We start from the raw sequence: 19,046 nt of genomic DNA on the forward strand, positions 1-19,046 counted from the left end.
CGCGGGACAGTTTTCAGGCCGGCCCGCGGCGGCCTTGACGAGCGCGCAGAAACCCGTCGCGCCCGCGGCCGGCCTGTGAAAGAGTCCGGCCGATGAAGCCAATGCCCCACGTCGCCACGCTCTCGCTTCGCCTCGTCTTCGCGACGGCCTTGCTCTGCTCGCTGCTCGCCGCAAGCCGCGCGGCCGCGCCGGCGCCGGCGCGGTTTGAGAAGGACATCCTCGCCTTTGAGGCCGCGGACAAGACAAACCCGCCGCCGAAGGACGCCGTGCTGTTCGTGGGCGCGTCAAACACGCGCCTGTGGACCTCGATGGCGCTGGACTTCCGCGGCTGGAAAGTCATCAACCGCGGCTTCGGCGGCTCGCAGCTTGCCGATGCGCTTCACTTCGCGGACCGCATCGTGATTCCCGCGGCGCCCAAGACGATTTACGTGCAGTCGGGCGGGAACGACATCCACGCCGGCCGCACGCCGGAACAGGTGCTCGCGGATTTCAAGGCGTTCGTCGCGAAGGTCCGCGCCGCGCTGCCCGAGACGAAGATCCATTTCATCGCGCTGCCGCCGAGTCCGTTGCGATGGTCGCAGCGCGAGAAACAGCGCGAGGCCAACCGGCTCGTCGAGGAATTCGTGCGCGAGGACGGCGCGCTGAACTTCGTGGACATCTTCCCGCACATGCTCGGCGACGATGGCCGGCCGCGGCCGGAACTTTACGTGGGCGACAACCTCCACCTGAGCGCGAAGGGCTACGCGCTTTGGACGTCGCTGATCCGCTGGGACACGGCGCTCAAGAACTTCGCGAAGGAGGCGCGCACCAACCCGCCCCCCGCAGACCCCGTGCTGTTCATCGGCAGCTCAAGCGTCGTCCGGTGGAAGTCGCTGCGGCAGGATTTCCCCGGGCTGCCCGTGGTGAACCGCGGCTTCGGCGGCTCGCTGCTCGCGGACTCGGCGACCCTCGCGCACCACCTCGTGCTGCCCCTGCGGCCCGGCCGCATCGTGGTCTACGCGGGCGGCAACGACATCAACGCGGGCCGCACGCCCGAGCACGTGCTGTCTGCGTTCCAGTCGTTCGTGGAGAAAGTCCACGCAAAGCAGCCGGAGACGCGGATCACGTTCATTTCGATCACGCCCGCGCCGTCCCGGTGGAAGCAGGTCGAGCAAATCAAACAGGCGAACAAACTCGTGGAGGATTTCTGCCGCAACAACGCGAAGCTGCAGTTCGTGGACGCGTTTGCGAGTTTCCTCGGCGGAGACGGCGAGCCGCGCGCGGAATTGTTCGTCGAGGACCGGCTGCATTTGTCCCCGGCCGGCTACGCTCTCTGGCAGCCGCTGGTGGCGAAGGCGCTCGACAAGTAGCCCCGTCAGACTTCCACACACGCCGCGCGCCGGAGTCCAAGGCGGAGCGGCAGCACGCCGAGCAGCACCGAGAGTGCTCCGAACCCGCCCCACCCGAGCAGCATCTGGTCCGGAGGCATCCGCCCCGACGGCAGCCACGGCGAGTTGAACGCAAGCAGCAGCACGGCGGCGACGATGTAGAGGAAGCTCAGCACGAGGCAGAACGTCCCGCCGAATCCGCTCACGATTTTGCTGGGGTTGTCTTCCTTGAAATTCGGATACAGCGCGCCCAACCCGATGGCGAGGCCGTTGAGCGTGACGGTCATGATCGTGATCGCGGCGCCGAAATAGAGCGTGCGCTCCCACGGCATCATGAGCATGGAGCACGAGAGCCAGATGAGCCCGAGCGTGATGGCAAGCGATGCGAACGTGGCCAGGAGAAACTTCGCCTGCACGATGCGGACCATGCCGAGCGGCGCCATGCCGACGATCCAGAGGCGCTTGCCCTCGAGCGAGAACTGCGGGAACACGAACCGCGTGGTGAGTGTGGCGAGGTTGAGCGAGCACGCGCCGAGGTTGAGGTAGGCGACAACGTGAATCCAGAAGCTGCTCCCGATCTGCGAGGTGAAGTGGCGGAGGTTGATCACGTAAACCGTGAGGAGGCCGAACAGCATCAGCGATTGGCCCCACTGCGTCGTGTCGCGCCAGAACATGCGGACGTCCTTGACGAGGATCGCCCGCACATCAGCGCGCACCCAGAAGAGCAGCGAGAACAACGCCTCGACCGCGCCGCGCCGGTAGTGAAACACGCGCCGCCGCTCGGACCAGTTGCGGAACCATTCCCAGTGCCCGAACAGGCTCGCCCGGCTGTGCACCGCGCTCGCCGCGTCGTAGAAGAGGTTGCCCATGCGCGTGAACGCCAGCAGGCCGAAGAACATCACGTGGCTCACGAGCACGAGCACGAAGAAGCCCGCGGCGGCGCGCGCGCCCTCGGCCCAGTGTTGCACGCTCGACGAGAGCCAGTAGCTCGGCAGCAGCGGGAACTGCGCGAACTTGGTCCGCATCAGCAGCCGGTCCAGCACCGCGAGCACGCGGGTCTCGAGCGATTCCTCGTCCACGGGCTCGGGCTTGAGCCAGAATTTCGCGGCAAGAATCACGCCGAGCGCGATGCCCACGGCGGCGAGCTGGAACGTGCGCCGGTCCATGAAGCGCGCGAGGTTCACCGCGCACCACGAGCCGCCGACGGCGGGCAGCACGATGAAGACCGCGACGAGCACCGTCGTCACGACGTAGAAGTGCCACGGGACCTTGTGCACGAGCCCGTAGGCCGCGAGGAGCGGCGCAATCAGAAACACGAACGCCCACGACGCGAGCAGCGAGGACTCGATGAACTTCCAGCGGAAGACCGTCTGCGGGCTCACGGGCATCGTGAGCAGGAACGCGGTCTCGCGGTTGCGGAACAGGTTGGTGTAGCTGATGACAAGGTTGCTGAACAGCAGGAGCACGAACAGAAACGCGAAGAGCAGGAACAGCAGGCGCTCGATGAGCAGGTCACCGAGGCCGGGAAAGATGCCGATGAACTTGAGTCCCTTGTAGAAGAGGAGGAACGCGAGGTAGATGTAGCCCGTGATGAAGACGGCGATGAGCCCGGTGAGCAGCGGCGACTGCCCGCGCACCGCGAGCAGGCGGCGCCACATCTGAAGCAAGTTGACCCGCAGCAGCACCGCGAGCGGGCCGCGGTGCGATGCGGCTGCCGGGCGGCCGCTCATTGGACCGCCGCCTTTTCCTCGTTGTGATTCGCCTCCTGCGCGGTGAGCGCGAGAAAGGAGTTTTCGAGCGCGCCGTCGGAGCCGCTCTGCCGGCGCAACTCTTCCTTCGTCCCGACCGCGACAAACCGGCCCTGATGAATGATGCCGATGCGGTCAGCCATTTCCTCGGCGACGCTCAGTTGATGCGTCGAGAAAAACACGGTCATCCCGGCGCCGGACCGTTCCTTCAAGATGTCCTTCACCACGCGCGAGTGGTGCGGGTCGAGGCCGACCATGGGCTCGTCGATCACGAAAACCTCAGGCGCATGCAACAGCGCGCTGGCGATGGCGACGCGCTGCTTGGTGCCATGCGAGAGGCCCTCGATGGGCTTGCGCAGATAGTCCTCGAGGTTGAAGCGCGCGATCAGTTCCTTCGCGTCGCGCATCACGCGCTCCTCCTCCATTCGGAAAAGCTGGCCGGTGAAGCGCATGAACTCCCATGGCGTGAGTTTGTCGTAGAGGAACGGAAAGTCCGGCACGTAGGCGAGCCGCTGGCGGACTTCGAGCGGTTGCGTCTGCACGTCGAACCCCGCCACGCGCGCCGCGCCGCCCGTGGGCTTGATGAGGCCCGTGAGCATTTTGATGGTCGTCGTCTTGCCGGCGGCGTTCGGGCCGAGCACGGCGAAGAACTCGCCGCGCGGGATCGTCAGCGAGACGTTGTTCACGGCGACGAGGTCGCCGAATGTCTTGGTGAGGTTGACGAGCTCGATCATGCGGGGGCGGTTCAACCTCGCGGCTGCTTCACAGCACGAGGCGCTTGTTGACCATGACCACGTCGTCCGGCAGCTCGATCTTGAGAATCTCCCCGACGCGGCTCACGTGGACGATGATCTGGTGTTTGTCGAACAGCCTCGCGCGCAGGCGGAAGACGCGCAGCCGCGAGTGGCCGATCTTCATCCAGTCGTTGCGGGCCTCCCACGGCAGGTTCGCGCCGACCTGCCGGATGTGCTGCAAGCCAAGGCTGCCCAGCAGGCTGCTCGTGAGCATGGCGACCGGAAGCGAGCTGCCGCCACTCAGTTCGCCGACGACGGGCGAGGGATCCTTGAGCTGGTCGAAGTTCCACGCGCGCGTGAAGCTGCCCTCGCCCGAGTTGACCGAGATCGAAAGCGAGTTCGAGAGCGCCGAGGCGCGCAGGTCGAGGCTGTTCGGGCGTTGCATGATGCTGATCGAGAAGTCGCGCCACGTGTGGTTCGTTGTGAACGTCGTGCTTGCGTTGAAGCGAAGCGCCCGCTGGCCGCGGCCGATATCGAGAAAGCCGTCCGTGATGTCAATCGAGTAACCGGTGAGTTGCTTCACCATGCCCTCCAGGTCCGGTTCCTCGGTTGCCGTGCGACCTGTCGCGATGTTTTCCTGGATGTTGGCGCCCCAGCGGAACGAGCCGAGCCGCTTCTTTTTGTGGAAGATCTCGAGATCCGAATCGTCCGGCGCTCGCAGCATTTTCTGCCACACCATCGCCAGGGGAACGGGGGACCCGCCCTCGCCCTCGGCGCGGAATTCCGAGCGCCACAGCAGCACGTTCATCGTCACCCAAAACACCGTGACGCCGGTCAAAACGAGTCGCTGGGGCATGGGCTTGTCCGCGGCAGGCGCCGCGCAAGGCGTCAAGGCGCCGGGATGATGAGCGTCTGCCCGATCTTGAGCCGTTTCGGGTCGATGCCAGGATTGGCTGCGAGCAACGTGTCGAGCTTCAGCTTGTATTGCTTCGCGATCGTCGCCGGGTATTCACCCTGCCGGATCGTGTGCGTCCGCGCAGAAGAGGTGTGGGTAGCACCCTTTGTCTCGTGCGGTTCCGCGGCGGGCGCGGCGGCCTTCGGTGGGGGCGACGCGGCGGCCACGGTGTCCGCGCGGGTCGGCGAGACCGGCGTGGGCCCGGTCTTGGACGCCGGCGGCGGCGTGGGCTGTCCGGATTGCTCGAGACGCGATCGAAGCTGCGCATTCTCGGCCGCGAGCCGTTCGATCTCGGCCTTGTAGCGGTCGAAGTGCTGCTGCTGCGCGGGTGTCGCGTGGACGAGATTCTCGGAGCGGGCGAGTTCCACTTTGCCGTCGCGGATGTGCTGCTTGACGATGTCCGCGTGCGGGGAGTTGGGCCGGAGCCGCAGGAACCGCTCGAAGTGGTAAATCGCGGCCGCGGCGTCGCCGCCCTTTTTCTCGTCGCGATACAGAATGCCCAGCTCGAAGTGCGCGGAGGCCGAGCGCGGGTTCGTCTCGAGTGCGCGTTCAAACGACTCAATGGCGCCTTTGGGATCGAGCTGGCGCGCCAGTTCCTGACCGCGCAGGAAGTGCGGGTCCTTGATCTCATTCGCGCCCGCCTCCCGGGTTGGCGAACACGCCGCGCCTGCCATGACAGCCGCTGCCATCATCAGGTGACCCGCCGCCTTCCAAAATCTCATGACGCGAAGTTAGTCGAACGATTCGCGGCGTGCAATCCCTCGTTGACACCTTGCGAAAAAATCCGGCGCCTGACTCATCACATCCGGCAAACGGAGTTGCATCCGCTCGACGCCTATCCCGTGCTGCCCGGGCACGCCGCGACGAACCCGGCGCCGGACAAGGAGAATCTGTTTCGTTTCAAGTGGAGCGGCCTTTTCCATCTCACGCCGAACAAGGAAGCCTGCCGGGCGCGGCGGCGGATTCCCGGCGGGCAGTTCACGACAAAGCAGATGCTGCGGCTGGCGGAACTCGCGGACAGTTACGGTTCCGGCGCGGTGCGGCTCACGGTCTGGCAGAACCTGATCATCCCGACCGTGCCGGACGGCTTCGTCGAGCCATTGAAAGAGGCGCTGGCGAAGATGGGCCTCGGCTGGCAGCCGTCGAACCTGCGCAGCGGCTTCGTGGCCTGCACGGGCAACAGTTGTTGCAAGTCCGCCGGCTCGGACACGAAGGGCCACGCGCTGGAGCTGATGGATTCCCTCGACAAGAAGTTCCCGCTCGACCAGCCCATCACCGTCCGCCGGACCGGCTGCCCGAACTCCTGCGCGCAGCATTACATGGGCGACACCGGCCTGCCGGGTGCGACGGTGAAGGTGGCGGGCGAGTCCGTGGAGGGCTACCACGTCTTCGTCGTCGGTTTCGGGAAGAATCAGGCCGTGGGCCGGCAAGTGTTCACGGGCGTGTCGTTCGAGAGCCTCAAGCCGACGCTCGAACCGATGCTCGCGGGCTACCTGCGTCACCGCGCTCCGGGCGAGGCCTTCCAGTCCTTCGCGAACCGCCACGGCCGGAATGCGCTCCAGCGGGTGTTCAGCAATGAAGAGTAGGCGCCGCCGCTACGGCGAGCGCAGCCGGTAGAACCGCTGCGGCTGCGTCGCGTCGTCATTGAACCGGCGCGTGATCACGGAACCGTTCGTCACCTGCGTCACGCCAGCGGAGACGTCCACCCACACGACATTCGAGGAGGCCAGCGCGGCCGCGGCTTCGAGCGCGAAATTCACGACCGAAAACGGCCACGACACCTGTGCCTGCTGCGCGCTGAACAACTGAATCGAGAGCGTCCGCTGCGCCACGGTGATGACCGGGATGAGCACGGTGTTGAAGTTGTTGAACGTGTTCGGGTCGGACTCCGCGAGCGTGAGGTTCATCTGGTTGTTCACGAAGCCGTCGGTGGCGGGCAGCACCAGCAGCGTGATCGTGGCGGCCGAGCCGTTTGTGATCACGCCGAGGTTCGCGGTGAACACGCTGTTCGCGAACGAGTGCGAGCCTTGCGACGTGAACGCGGACACGAAGCCGACGCCCGCCGGCAGCGTGTCGGTGAACACCACGCCCGTGGCGATGGACGGACCCGCGTTGCTCACGGTGATGTTGAACTGGATGTTCTGCCCGAGCTGCACGATGGACAGCGCATTGGTGTAGGAGAGCACGAGGTCGGCCGTGGTCGTGACGGTGAAGGTCGTCGCGTTCGCGCTCGAGCCCGACGGCGTGACGACGGTAATCGGTCCGGACGACGAACCCGCGGGCACCGTGGCCGTGATGTTCGTCGCGGAATGCACGGTGAACGACGCATTCACTCCGTTGAACCGCACCGCGGTCGCGCCCGTGAACGTGCGGCCGAGAATGCTCACGCTCGTGGTCGCGGGCCCGAGCGTGGGTGTGAAGCTGTCCACGCGCGGGGTCACCGCCACGGTTCCCGGCGTCAGGAAAACACCCGCGGGCGTGACGAGCCGGAGCTGGCCCGTCGTGGCATTCGTCGGCACCGTGAGCGTGATCTGCGAATTCGAGTTCACCGTGAAGGGCGCGGCGGCGCCATTGATCTCGACCGCGGTCGCGCCGGTGAAGTTCGCGCCCGTGAGCACGATCGTGCCGCCGACATTCGTGCCGAATGGCGCGACGGCCGCGAGTTGCGGCGGGACAAAGAACGTCGCCGGGTTCGTGTGCGAGCCGAGCGGCGTCGTCACGCTGATCGGTCCCGTCAGCGCGCCGGGCGGGACGTCTGCGCTGATCTGCGACGCGGCGGATGAGAAGAAGTTCGTCGAGGCCACGCCGCCGAATCGCACCGCCGTGGCGCCGGTGAAGTTCGCGCCCGTGAGCAGCACCGTCGAGCCGCGCGGACCGTTGGTGGTGGAGTAGCCCGTGATGAAGGGCCCGGTGCCGGTGACGGTGAAGTTCGCCGGGTTCGTGTGTGTCCCCGCGGAAGTGGTGATCGAGATTGGGCCGGTGGTCGCGCCCACGGGCACGGTGGCCTGGATCTGCGTCGCAGCCGTCGCGCTGAACGATGCGGCGACGCCGTTGAACCGCACGGCGCTCGTGCCGGTGAAGTTGATGCCGTTGATCGTCACGATCGTGTCTGGCGCGCCGATGGCAGGCGTGAAGTCTGTTGCGAACGGCGCGGTGCCGGTGATGAAGTTCGTCGCGGTAGCACCCGTGCCGCCCGCGGTGGTGACGGTGATGGGGCCTGTCGTGGCCGTCGCAGGCACGACGGCTTGGACGCGATTCGCGGTGACGGAAGTGATCGCGCTCGCGGCGACGCCGTTGAATCTCACGGAGGTCGTGCCGAGAAAATTGAAGCCATCGAGGGTCACGGTCGCGCCGGGTGAGCCGACGGGCGTGCCGGTCGCGGAGTTGAAGACGTTGGTGATGAGCGGCTGTGTGCCAGTGAGGAACACGGTTGCGTTCGTGGTCGAGCCGCTTGAGGTCGTGACGCTGACGGGGCCATTGGTCGCGCCCGCGGGCACGATGGCGCGGAGTTGCGTCGGCGCGGTGACGGTGACGGAGCCGGATGCGACGCCGTTGAACCGGATGGCCGTGGCGCCGGCGATGAAGTTCGCGCCGTTCATCAGCACCTCGGTGCCCGCGGGGCCGATGAGGGGCGTGATGTCCGTGATGAGCGGCTCGGCGCTCACGACGAAGTGGGCCGCATGGGTCGCGCTGCCGGCGGCGTTGACGATGACGATGGGCCCGGTGGTCGCACCCGCGGGAACTTGCACGGAGATTTGCGTCGGCGCGGTGACGGCGCCGCTTGTGGCCGCGACGCCGTTGAATGTGACCGCAGTCGCGCCGTTCACGAAGTTCGCGCCGTCGATCACGATGGTCGCGCCCACGACGCCGCGCAACGGCGTGATGTTGGTGATGGCCGGCGGCGGGAGGAAGTCGGCGGCGCCCGGCAATCCGCCGGAGCTTGAGATCACGGTGATTTTGCCGAGCGTGGCCCCGTTGGGGACGGTCGCGACGATTTGGTTCGCGTTGGCAACGAGGAAGTCCGCGAGCCCGGTGCCGAACTGCACGCGCGTGGCGTTGCCGAAGTTGGCGCCGGTGATGGCGACCTGCGTGCCGGGCGCGCCGAGCGCGGGCGTGAAGCTTGAAACCGACGGAGTCTGGCCCATCGCGACACCGCCCGCGCAGGCGAGCAGGACGGAGAGCCAGTGGAAGCTGAGGTTCGGCCGGCGGGCCATTCTCACGGCAGCACTGAAACAGACATTCCCGCGCGCGCCAATACGGGAAAACCCCACTTTTGACCGGCTTGGGGATGGGGAGGCGTGGTGCGTGAAGCGCCGACGTCGCGATCAGGCATCTTCACGCACCCCGCGCCACGAACGCACTCACTTCCCCGGCTCAAGCTGCTTCACCACAAACTCCCTGATCACCGCGAGTTCCGTCTCGCCCATGATCGTGTGCGCCTTCGGGAACTGATGCCATTCGATGTGCAAGCCCTCGGCCTTCAACTCGTTCACCTGCTCGCGGACGAGCGCGAACGGGATGAGCGGGTCCGAAAGCCCGTGCGTGATGAGCAGCCGCTGGTCGCGCGCGACCGCGGACATTTCCGCCAGCAGCGCCGCGGGTTCGTGCACGTAGCCGCTGATGCCAACGAGCCCGGCGAAGCGGTGCGGATAACGAAGCCCGACCTCGACCGTCATCAAGCTGCCTTGCGAGAAGCCGAAGAGCATCGTGTGCTCCGTCGGAAAACCGCGCGCGCGCCGGGCGTCGAGCAACTCGAACAGCATCGCCGTGCTGCGCTCGATGCCCGCGCTCGCGTCGCCGGGGAATTCATACCACGCGAACCCGCCGAAGTAGTCGTCCGGCGCGTTCACGAGCAGGTAGTTCAGCCATGGGAGGTTCAGCTCGTGCGGCAGCCAGCGATAGCCCTCCATGCTGTCGCCGAGCCCGTGCAGCACCACCATGAGCCGGCGTGAATTCCCGTCGCGCGCGGGGATCAACTCGGTCGTCAGCACGCGCGGATGTTATCCGCGATGTTGATGCGGTGAAACGGCGATTTCCACTGCCAACGGTTTGTCACTGGCCACCGCCCTGGTCCGCTCGTATCTTCCCGTGTTGCCATGGCTGACAACGCCGCCGAATTCCCGCCCGCGCACTTCCTCAACCGCGAGTTGAGCTGGCTCGAATTCAACCAGCGCGTCCTCGACGAGGCGCTCGATGACACGGTGCCGCTGCTCGAGCGCGTGAAGTTCTTCTGCATCGCCAGCTCGAACCTCGACGAGTTTTTCGAGGTGCGCGTCGCCGGGCTCAAGCAGCAGATCGAGAGCGAGGCCGTCGGGCGCAGCGTGGACGGTTTGACCGCGAGCGAGACGTTCCGTGCCGTGAACCGCCGCGTGCGCCGGATGGTCGCGCGCCAGTTCAACTGCTGGCGCGATGAACTGCGCCCCGCGCTTGCGGAAAAGGGCATCCGTTTCCTCACCTTCGAGGAACTCGGCAAGGCCGACCTCGGGTGGATCGAGGAGCATTACCGCACGCAGGTGCGGCCCGTGCTCACGCCGCTGGGCATTGACCCGGCGCATCCGTTCCCGCAACTCCTCAACAAGTCGCTCAACCTGATCGTTCGCGTCGAGATCGAGCTGCCCGACAGGCGCGAGACACGCCTCGCCGTGGTGCAGGTGCCGCGATCGCTGCCTCGACTGGTGAAGCTCCCCCATCCGGGCGGGCGCATGAACTTTGTCTTCCTCAGCCACATCATCGGTCGCAATCTGCCCGACCTCTTCCCCGGCACACGCGTGCTTGGGCACTGGCAGTTCCGCGTCACGCGCAACAGCGAGCTCTACATTGACGAGGGCGATTCGCCGAACCTGCTCAAGGCCGTCGAAACCGAGCTGCACAACCGCCGGAAGGGCGAAGCCGTCCGCCTCGAAGTCGAGCTCGATTGTCCGCCGGACATTCGCGCGAAGCTGCTCGAATACCTGCGCCTCGCCGAGGACGACCTGCACGTGATTGACGGGCCGGTAAATCCGACGCGGCTCGTTGCGGTGTGCGAGGGCGATCACTCGCCGGAGCTGCGGGACCCGCCGTTCGTTGCGCCGGTCACGCCCGCGCTGCGCGAGCCCGGCTCAATGTTCGCCGCCGTGCGCGAGCGCGATGTGCTGCTGCATCATCCCTACGACAACTTCGACAGCGTGGTGACGTTCCTCGAGCAGGCCGCGGCGGATCCGCGCGTGCTCGCGATCAAGCAGACGCTTTACCGCACCGGCGGTGACCCACGCATCATCGGCGCGCTCAAGGAGGCGGTCCATAACGGCAAGCAGGTCACGGCCGTCGTCGAGTTGAAGGCGCGCTTCGACGAGGCCAACAACATCGCGTGGAGCTGCCGGCTTGAGGAAGCCGGCGTCCACGTCGTCTATGGACTCGTCGGCTGCAAGATCCACGCGAAGATGACGCTCGTGGTGCGCCGTGACGACGACGCCATCCGCCGCTATGTCCATCTCGGCACCGGCAATTACAACCCGACGACGGCGCGCTTCTACACGGATCTCGGGCTGCTGACGTGCCGGCCGGACTTCGGCGAGGACGCGACCAACCTGTTCAACCTGCTCACGGGCGTCTGCCAGTTCCAGGGGATGCGCAAGTTCATCGTCGCGCCGTTCAACCTGCGCGACCGGTTGGCCGGGCTGATTCGGCGCGAGGCGCAGCACGCCGCCCGGGGCCTGCCCGCCCGCATCATCGCCAAGATGAACGCGCTCGTGGATCCTGAGATCATCCGCGAGTTGTATCGCGCGTCGCAGACGGGCGTGAAGATGGACTTGATTGTCCGCGGCACCTGCTGCCTGCGCCCGGGCGTGAAGGGCGTGAGTGACAACATCACCGTGCGCAGCATCGTGGACCGGTTCCTTGAGCACAGCCGTGTGTTCTGGTTTGAGAACGCCTGCCAGCCCGAGGCGTTCATCGCCAGCGCGGACTGGATGCCGCGCAACCTGAACCGCCGCATCGAAGTGATGTTCCCGGTCGAGGATGGCAACCTGCGCGAGCGGGTGAAGAGCGTCCTGCTCGATACCGCGCTTGCGGACAACGTGAAGGCGCGCTTGCTGCAACCCGACGGCTCATGGCGGAAGCCGGCGCTGAAGCGCGGCACAGCGGCCCGGCGCAGCCAGGCGGCGTTTATCCAGATAGCGGTCGCGGAAGCTTCCAAGCCATCCGGTTCCCCGCGTGGGGCCCCGGCCCGGCTTCGCCCGCGCCCGCGCCCCGGGCCCCGGGCGGGCTGAATCGGGTGCCGCCGCGAAGGGAATATCACGCCTTGACTCCTCGTGGTGATCCCACCATATTTCGCGGCTCTTTTTGCCGGGAAGCCGGCGTTTCAGAACGAATGCTATGTCCAAGCCCAAGCGCTCGCCCACGTCGAAGTCCTCCCGCCGCAAGCCCGCCAGGCCCGCAAAGGAACCCCGTCGGAGCACCAAGCAAGCCGCGCCCAATGGTCACGCCGTGGCGCCCGCAGCGCCCGGCGCAAAGGCCGGGCCGGCCAAACGCGCCGCTGCCAGTGCCGCCGTCACCAATGGCGCCGCGTCGCTTGCCGTCGTCGAGACCATCAAGACGCAGTCCGGCCTCGACCTCACGGAGAAGGTCAAGGAACTCGTTCGCCTCGCACAAGAGCAGGGATATCTCACCTACAACGATCTCAACGACGCGCTTCCCGACACCCTCATCACGCCCGAAGATCTGGAGGAAGTCTTCATCCGCCTTCGCAACCTCGACATCGAGATTGTCGATCAGGCCGAGGTGGACCGGGTCAAGCAGCCCGAACCCGAGGAGGAACCCGAGGACAAGACCCGCCTCGACATCCTCGACGACCCGGTGCGGATGTATCTCAAGCAAATGGGGCAGGTGCAGCTCCTCACGCGCGAGCAGGAGGTCGAGATCTCCAAGCGCATCGAGGACGCCGAGAACGAGGTCAAGCGCATCATCTACGGCTTTGGTTTTTCAGGCAAGGAACACATCGCCCTCGCCGAGAAGCTCATCTCCGAGCCGCCCAAGGAGCGCTTCGACCGCGTGATTGTGGACAAGAAAATCGAGGGACGTGACGACCACCTCAAGGCGCTGCGCAAACTCGTCAAGGAAGTCCGTGTCACCGACACGCACATCGACGAGCTCTACGCCGGCTGGCATGCCGCTCCGAACAAGGCCAAGAAAGACAAGGCCCACACGGCCTTGCACAAGGCGGACGAGAAGCTGCAGCGTTCGTTCCCAAAGTTCTTCTACAAGCAGAAGGTCATCGAGGAGATGGCGCTCGTCGCGGACAACATCCACGACAAGGTCCAAGCCAGCCTGCGCACCATCCACGACATGGAGCACCACCGGAAGAGTGCGCACACGCAGGGCATCATCGACTCGGAGCGCAAGAAAATCGGCGCCCTGGAGGCGTTCGTGCGCATGACTTACGAGCGCTACCTCGAGCAATACCAGCAACTCCAGCACTTCGCCAAGAAGGCCCACCAGGCCAAGACCGAGATGGTCGAGGCCAACCTGCGCCTGGTCATCTCCATCGCCAAGAAATACACCAACCGCGGCCTGTCGTTCCTCGACCTCATCCAGGAGGGCAACATGGGCCTGATGAAGGCGGTCGAGAAGTTTGAGTATCGGCGCGGCTACAAGTTTTCCACCTACGCCACGTGGTGGATCCGCCAGGCCATCACGCGTTCCATCGCCGACCAGGCGCGCACCATCCGCATCCCGGTCCACATGATCGAGACGATCAACAAGCTCATGCGCGTGCAGAAGCAGCTCGTGCAAGACTTCGGCCGCGAGGCCACACCGGAGGAGATCGCCGACGAGATGCAGATGCCCGTGGATCGCGTCCGCGCCGTCCTCAAGATGGCGCAGCAGCCCATCTCGTTGCAAAGCCCCGTCGGCGACAGCGAGGACACCAACTTCGGCGACTTTATCGAGGACAAGTCGGCTGAAAACCCCTCTGAGATGACCAGCTACAGCCTGCTCAAGGACAAACTCGGCGACGTGCTCGGCACGCTCACCGAGCGCGAGCGCAAGGTGCTTGAGTTGCGCTTCGGCCTCGGCGATGGCTACAGCCGCACGCTCGAAGAGGTCGGCAAGCAATTCAAAGTCACGCGCGAGCGCATCCGCCAGATCGAGGCCAAGGCACTCCGCAAGATGCGGCACCCGACCCGCCTTCGCGAACTGCAGGGCTTCATTGACACAGAAGAAATGGCGCTGCGCCCCGCGCCCCTGTGAATCCGGGATCAGGCTTCCGGCTCCGCACACCCATTCGTCTCATCCGGCCCGCCGGGCCGCCTGAACTCGCTCGACCCGTTCCCGGCCTCGTGCAAGACTCCCTCCCCATGGCCACCAAGCCAAAGCCGCTCGTCGGCATCATCATGGGCAGCCAGTCCGACTGGGACACGATGCAGCACGCCGCCGCTCAACTCGACGCGTTTGGTGTGCCCTACGAGGCGCGGGTCGTCTCCGCGCACCGCACGCCGGATGCGATGTTCAGCTACGCCACCCGGGCCGCAGCGCGCGGGCTGGAAGTCATTATCGCCGGCGCAGGTGGCGCGGCGCATCTGCCCGGCATGACGGCGTCGAAGTCGTCCCTGCCCGTGCTGGGCGTGCCCGTCGAGTCCAAGGCGCTCAAAGGCCTCGACTCGCTTCTCTCCATCGCGCAGATGCCCGGGGGCGTGCCCGTCGGCACGCTTGCGATCGGCAAGGCCGGCGCGATCAATGCCGCGTTGCTCGCCACGGCGATCCTTGGCAACAAGCGCGCAAAGTTTCGGCGCGCCTACGCAGCCTTCCGCGCCAGGCAGACCGCCACCGTGCTCGCGAACGCCACGGTGAAGCGCGGCTGAACCCGCGCCGATCATGCCCGGCTACTCCGGCACGCCGCTGGTTCAGAAACTTGGCCTCAAGGAAGACTTCCGAATCCGGCTTGTCAACGCCCCCGACGACCTGCCCGCGGGACTCGGCCCGGTTCCCGCTGACATTGTGCGGGCAAGGGACGGACGCGCGCCGGTTGATGTGGTCCTGTTCTTTGCGCCGTCGCGGGTGGCGCTCGAAGAACCCTTCGGCAAGCTCGCGGCGCCACTGAAGCCCGCGGGCATGTTGTGGATCGGATGGCCCAAGAAAAGTTCCGGCGTCGTCACAGACATCACCGAGTCGCTCGTCCGCGAAACGGGGCTGATGGCCGGCCTGGTGGACGTGAAAGTCTGTGCCATCACAAACGTCTGGTCCGGCCTCCAGTGTGTCCGCCGCGTCAAGGACCGCTAACGCGCCCGGGCTCGCGCCTTCACCCACCAGCCCCGGCGGACAGTAGCACCCGGGCAACCGGCTGTCACGACAGTCCACCAAAGTTCGGTGGCGCCGCACCGCGCCGTCCTGATAGCATCCGCCCAACGACCCGATGAACGCCGAGACCCGATTCGACCTCGGCCTCAACTACGGCCAGCTCCTGGGCGGCGCGCTGTTGTGGACGCTTGGCGGGCTCGTCGTCGCCGTGCTCGCAGCCGTGCTCTGCCACTGGGCCGGGCACAAGCTTGGCTGGTTCCGCCTCAAGCGCGTCGATGAGCCGCGCAAAGTGCTCTGGTCCGTCGCCATCCTCGGCGCGCTGCTGTGCGCGGTCATTGGCGGCTGGACCGGCTTCAAGCTCGGCATCGTGCGTGCCGCGGTGTCCGCGGTGACCACTGCCGGGCCGAGACTGCTGCACGCGGGCATCGAAGAGGGATTGCGCGCTGCCGGGCTGACCAACGCCGCGGGCGTCGAGGTAAAGAAACTTCACGAACTGCTCGACCAAGCCGGGAAACTGGAACTCGTCCCGCCCAACCTCCCCGAGGCCGAAAAGTGGCGGCCTTACATCGAGACGTATCGCCCGCAGATCGAAAAGATTCGCCAAGAGCTCCTTGCTGGTGCGCGCGGAATCCTCGACCGCCACGTCAAGGGCGACACCTTCACCGTGCCCGACTTGGTGAATGCGCTGATGCCGATGCTCACGGGCGAGTTGGTGAAATGGACGCGCGGCTTCACGCAGTGGGAGATTTTCACGGGTTTCCTTTGGATTGCGGGAATTGAGGGATTCCTCGCGCTGATGTGTTTCATCGTGCGCTGTTTCAGCGCGAAGCCTGCACCGGGCGCTCCGTCCAATCCGCTGAAACCGGTCCCGCCCGAGGGGCCACCTCGCGTCCCGCCCGCGCTGCCCGCTGTGTGAAGAGCGGGGTCTGGATCAGCGGCGAGCACGCACCGCGCGCCCAACCGGCCGCGCAATCCGCCTTTCAATCAATGATGTGTGGCGCCGGCGAGCGCAGCGGCGATCGGATCGAGCAGCAGGTCCGGCGCGCAGCCGAGCAGCACCACGCCGGCTGCGATCAGGCCCAATGCGATCGTTGAGGCGGGCGGGACGGCGATCGGCGGCGCGTCTTCCGGGGCTTCCTCGACGAACGCCTGCTTGAGCACGAGCAGGTAGTAATAGAGCGACACCGCGCTCATCGCGATGGCGGCGATGACGAGCCAGAGCAAGCCGAGGTTTTTCGCCGCGCCCGCCGCGGCGACGAACACGTAAAACTTGCCGAAGAACCCCGCGAGCGGCGGGATGCCCGCGAGTGAAAGCAGGAAGATCATCATGCACACCGCGAGCATCGGCGAGCGGCGGCGCAGACCGGCGAAGTCCGCGAGGGTGGCGTCGCCGCCGCGCTCCATCACGCCCACCACGCCGAGCGCGCCGACCACCGTCAATCCGTAGGTCGCCACGTAGTAGAGCAGCGCGGAGACGCCGCGGTCGCCGTCGCCGAGGATGCCCAGCAGCGCGTAGCCCGCGTGCGCGACGGCGGACCACGCGAGCAGGCGCTTGACGCTCGTCTGCGCGATGGCGGCGAGGTTGCCAAGGATCATCGAGAGCAGCGCCACGGTGCAGAGCAATGGCGTCCAGCCCGCGGCCGCGTTGCGCCATGCGCCGCTGCCTTCCGCGCCCGCGAAGCCGGCCGTCAGGACCTTCGCCAGGAGCAGAAAGCTCGCGACCTTCGACCCGCCCGCGATGAGCGCGGCGGCGGGCGTGGGCGCGCCTTGATACGCGTCCGGCGCCCACAGGTGGAACGGCACCGCGGCGATCTTGAACCCGAAGCCCATGAGAGTGAGCACGAGCGCGACGGCGAGCATCGGGTCGAACGCGCGCGCGTGCATCGCCCGCGCGATTTGCACGAGGTCGATCGAACCCGTGAGCCCGTAGAGGAGGCTGAGGCCGAAGAGCATGAAGGCCGCAGCCATGCCGCCGAAGAGGAAATACTTGAGGGCGGCCTCGGCTGAGCGGGGGTTGCGTTTGTTGAAGGCGGCGAGCGTGTAGAGCGACAGGCTCGCGAGTTCGAGCGACACGAAGATCATCAGCAGGTTCTCCGTGCTCACCATGAACATCATCCCCACGGTCGCGAGCAGCACGAGCGCGACGAACTCGCCCGCGTGATCCGTGAAGTCCGCGTCCACCGCCAGCAGCAGGGTGAACGCCGCGAGCGCGAGCAGCACGAACTTGGTCACGCGCCCGAGCGGCTCGACCACAAGCATGCCTTCCGCAACGCGCCCGTGCGCGCCCGACTCGGCCATGAAGAACCCCGCCGCGAAGAAGCCGAGGAACGCGAAGAGGCCGGCGACGAGCATTCGGTTGCGGACCGGTTCTCCGCGCATGACGGTGAGGTCGATCGCCAGCACGGCCAGCGCGGCGAGCACCACGAGCGTCTCGGGCGCGGCGAGCTTGAGCAGGGCGAGGTAGTCCGCACTCATTGCAGGCCTCCCTTCCGCAACGCGTCGAAGAGCGGCGAGGCGAAGCTCGGCACGATCAAGTCGAGCAGCAGCCGGGGGTGCAGGCCGATGAGCACGGTCGTGCCCAGCAGCAGCGCGGCTCCAAGCCGCTCGGGGATGGTGATGGGTTCGAACGGGTGGCTGTGGCCGTCCTCTTGGTTGGGCGTGGTGCCCGCTTCATCCGAAAAGAACGCCCTTTGCAAGGCGCGCAGCGTGTAGGCGACACCGATCACGATGCCCACGCCCGATGCAACCGCGAAGCCCGGCAGCGACTGCCACGCGCCGATGAGCACTTGCAGTTCGGCGATGAATCCGCTGAATCCCGGCAGGCCCATGCTCGCCACCGCGGCGACGGCGAACGTGACCGCGGCAAATGGCAGCGCCTTGAGCAGGCCCATGCCTTCGAGCACGGTCAGTTCGCGCGTGTGCGTGCGGTCATAGACCATCCGGCCCACGACGCCGAACAGCAGCCCCGCGATGATGCCGTGCGAGAACATCTGCAGCACCGCGCCCGACAGGCCGATGGTGTTGAGCGTCACCAACCCGAGCAGCACGAAGCCCATGTGGCTCACGCTCGAGTAGCCGATGACGAATTTGAAATCCTTCTGTGTGAGCGCGACCATCGCCCCGCCCACGATGCCGATGACGGCGAGCAGCGCGAGTTCGTGCTGCCACGCCTTCAGGCCGAGCGGGAAAAGCGTCATCGCCACGCGCAGGCAGCCGTAGGCGCCAAGCTTCATCACCACGCCCGCCAGCAGCATCGAGGCGGCGGTCGGCGCGGCCACGTGGCCCGTGGGCGCCCACGTGTGAAATGGCCACAGGCCCGCGAGAATGGCGAACCCCACGAACACAAGCGGGAACGCCCACACTTGGAATGACTCGGGGAACGGAAACTTCGCCATCTCGACCAGGTCAAACGTCTTCGCGCCGGACACGATGAACGCCGCGACGAGCCCGACGAGCACCATCGCGCTGCCCACGAACGAGTAGAGCGCGAGCTTCATCGCGCCGTATTCCTTGCGCGTCGAGCCCCACACGGCGATGAGGAAGTATTTCGGGATGATCGCCAGCTCGTAGAACACAAACAGCGTGAACAGGTCGAAGCTCAGGAACACGCCATACACGCCGCCAATCAGCGCGAGGAAGAACGCGAAGAACTCCTTCGCGCGATGCTCAACGTTCCATGAGAAGAGGATGCCCGACACCGCCGCGAGGCCCGTGAGCAGCACGAGCACGAGGCTGATGCCATCGGCGGCGAGGTGATACCCGATGCCGAGCGACCTCACCCACGGGACCTTCGTGATGGTGACGATGCCCTCCGGCGCGCCGACCACTCCCGCGAGCGCGCACAAGAGCCCGCCAATCGCCGACATGAGCGCGACCGCCCGCGCCGCGCGCGCGTCACCCGCCGGCAGGAGCATCAGCACCAGCACGCCGAGGAAGGAGAGGTAGATGGTCCAGGCGAGAATCATCGGCG

Annotated in this window: 15 protein-coding genes; 7 read left to right on the forward strand and 8 right to left on the reverse strand. The window is 66.3% G+C overall.

Features of this window, described 5'->3' with window-relative positions; all coding sequences use genetic code 11:
• The first annotated feature begins 92 nt into the window (after positions 1-92).
• Positions 93-1,349: a hypothetical protein gene (locus FJ386_00455; protein MBM3875180.1), complete on the forward strand. Its 1,257-nt coding sequence runs from the start codon at positions 93-95 to the stop codon at positions 1,347-1,349.
• Between the two features lie 5 nt (positions 1,350-1,354).
• Here FJ386_00455 and FJ386_00460 read toward each other — a convergent pair whose 3' ends face one another.
• The 4 genes from FJ386_00460 to FJ386_00475 are packed head-to-tail and all read right to left on the reverse strand — an operon-like array spanning position 1,355 to position 5,526.
• The gene (locus FJ386_00460; protein MBM3875181.1) at positions 1,355-3,097 is read right to left on the reverse strand and encodes a hypothetical protein; all 1,743 of its coding nucleotides are present in this window, start codon (positions 3,095-3,097) and stop codon (positions 1,355-1,357) included.
• A complete protein-coding gene (locus FJ386_00465; GenBank protein MBM3875182.1) occupies positions 3,094-3,849 on the reverse strand; it encodes an ABC transporter ATP-binding protein in 756 nt (251 codons plus the stop codon). Before FJ386_00465 ends, FJ386_00460 begins: the two co-directional genes overlap by 4 nt.
• Positions 3,850-3,877: 28 nt before the next feature.
• Complete coding sequence (locus tag FJ386_00470) at positions 3,878-4,705, reverse strand: hypothetical protein (protein ID MBM3875183.1); 828 nt, start codon at positions 4,703-4,705, stop codon at positions 3,878-3,880.
• A 32-nt stretch (positions 4,706-4,737) separates the two neighbouring features.
• Positions 4,738-5,526 (reverse strand): LysM peptidoglycan-binding domain-containing protein, encoded by a 789-nt coding sequence (locus FJ386_00475; protein ID MBM3875184.1) that lies wholly within the window; start codon positions 5,524-5,526, stop codon positions 4,738-4,740.
• Positions 5,527-5,796: 270 nt separating this feature from the next.
• Here FJ386_00475 and FJ386_00480 point away from each other — a divergent pair, with 270 nt between their 5' ends.
• Entirely contained in the window at positions 5,797-6,390 is a 594-nt protein-coding gene (locus FJ386_00480) for a hypothetical protein (GenBank protein MBM3875185.1), read from the forward strand.
• Between the two features lie 9 nt (positions 6,391-6,399).
• Here FJ386_00480 and FJ386_00485 read toward each other — a convergent pair whose 3' ends face one another.
• Entirely contained in the window at positions 6,400-9,024 is a 2,625-nt protein-coding gene (locus FJ386_00485; protein ID MBM3875186.1) for a DUF11 domain-containing protein, read from the reverse strand.
• A 141-nt stretch (positions 9,025-9,165) separates the two neighbouring features.
• Positions 9,166-9,795, reverse strand: coding sequence for a serine esterase (locus tag FJ386_00490; GenBank protein MBM3875187.1), 630 nt, complete (start codon positions 9,793-9,795; stop codon positions 9,166-9,168).
• Positions 9,796-9,900: 105 nt separating this feature from the next.
• On the opposite strand from FJ386_00490, the gene ppk1 reads away from it, so the two are divergent.
• The 5 genes from ppk1 to FJ386_00515 all read left to right on the forward strand — a co-directional run bounded on the left by ppk1 (position 9,901) and on the right by FJ386_00515 (position 15,992).
• Positions 9,901-12,051 carry a polyphosphate kinase 1 gene (gene ppk1 / locus FJ386_00495; GenBank protein ID MBM3875188.1) on the forward strand — a complete coding sequence of 717 codons (2,151 nt, stop codon included), beginning with the start codon at positions 9,901-9,903 and terminating at the stop codon, positions 12,049-12,051.
• Positions 12,052-12,157: 106 nt separating this feature from the next.
• Positions 12,158-14,029 carry an RNA polymerase sigma factor RpoD gene (gene rpoD / locus FJ386_00500; GenBank protein MBM3875189.1) on the forward strand — a complete coding sequence of 624 codons (1,872 nt, stop codon included), beginning with the start codon at positions 12,158-12,160 and terminating at the stop codon, positions 14,027-14,029.
• Between the two features lie 107 nt (positions 14,030-14,136).
• On the forward strand, positions 14,137-14,640 hold the full coding sequence (gene purE, locus FJ386_00505) for a 5-(carboxyamino)imidazole ribonucleotide mutase (GenBank protein ID MBM3875190.1): 504 nt from the start codon (positions 14,137-14,139) through the stop codon (positions 14,638-14,640).
• A gap of 13 nt (positions 14,641-14,653) precedes the next feature.
• Positions 14,654-15,058, forward strand: coding sequence for a DUF3052 domain-containing protein (locus tag FJ386_00510; protein ID MBM3875191.1), 405 nt, complete (start codon positions 14,654-14,656; stop codon positions 15,056-15,058).
• 133 nt (positions 15,059-15,191) lie between these two features.
• Positions 15,192-15,992: a hypothetical protein gene (locus tag FJ386_00515; protein MBM3875192.1), complete on the forward strand. Its 801-nt coding sequence runs from the start codon at positions 15,192-15,194 to the stop codon at positions 15,990-15,992.
• A 68-nt stretch (positions 15,993-16,060) separates the two neighbouring features.
• Here FJ386_00515 and FJ386_00520 read toward each other — a convergent pair whose 3' ends face one another.
• Together FJ386_00520 and FJ386_00525 are read right to left on the reverse strand one after the other, a co-directional pair.
• On the reverse strand, positions 16,061-17,551 hold the full coding sequence (locus tag FJ386_00520) for an NADH-quinone oxidoreductase subunit N (GenBank protein ID MBM3875193.1): 1,491 nt from the start codon (positions 17,549-17,551) through the stop codon (positions 16,061-16,063).
• On the reverse strand, positions 17,548-19,041 hold the full coding sequence (locus tag FJ386_00525; protein MBM3875194.1) for an NADH-quinone oxidoreductase subunit M: 1,494 nt from the start codon (positions 19,039-19,041) through the stop codon (positions 17,548-17,550). Before FJ386_00525 ends, FJ386_00520 begins: the two co-directional genes overlap by 4 nt.
• Positions 19,042-19,046: the final 5 nt, after the last annotated feature.

This window comes from Verrucomicrobiota bacterium, from assembly GCA_016871675.1.
Lineage (GTDB): Bacteria > Verrucomicrobiota > Verrucomicrobiia > Limisphaerales > VHCN01 > VHCN01.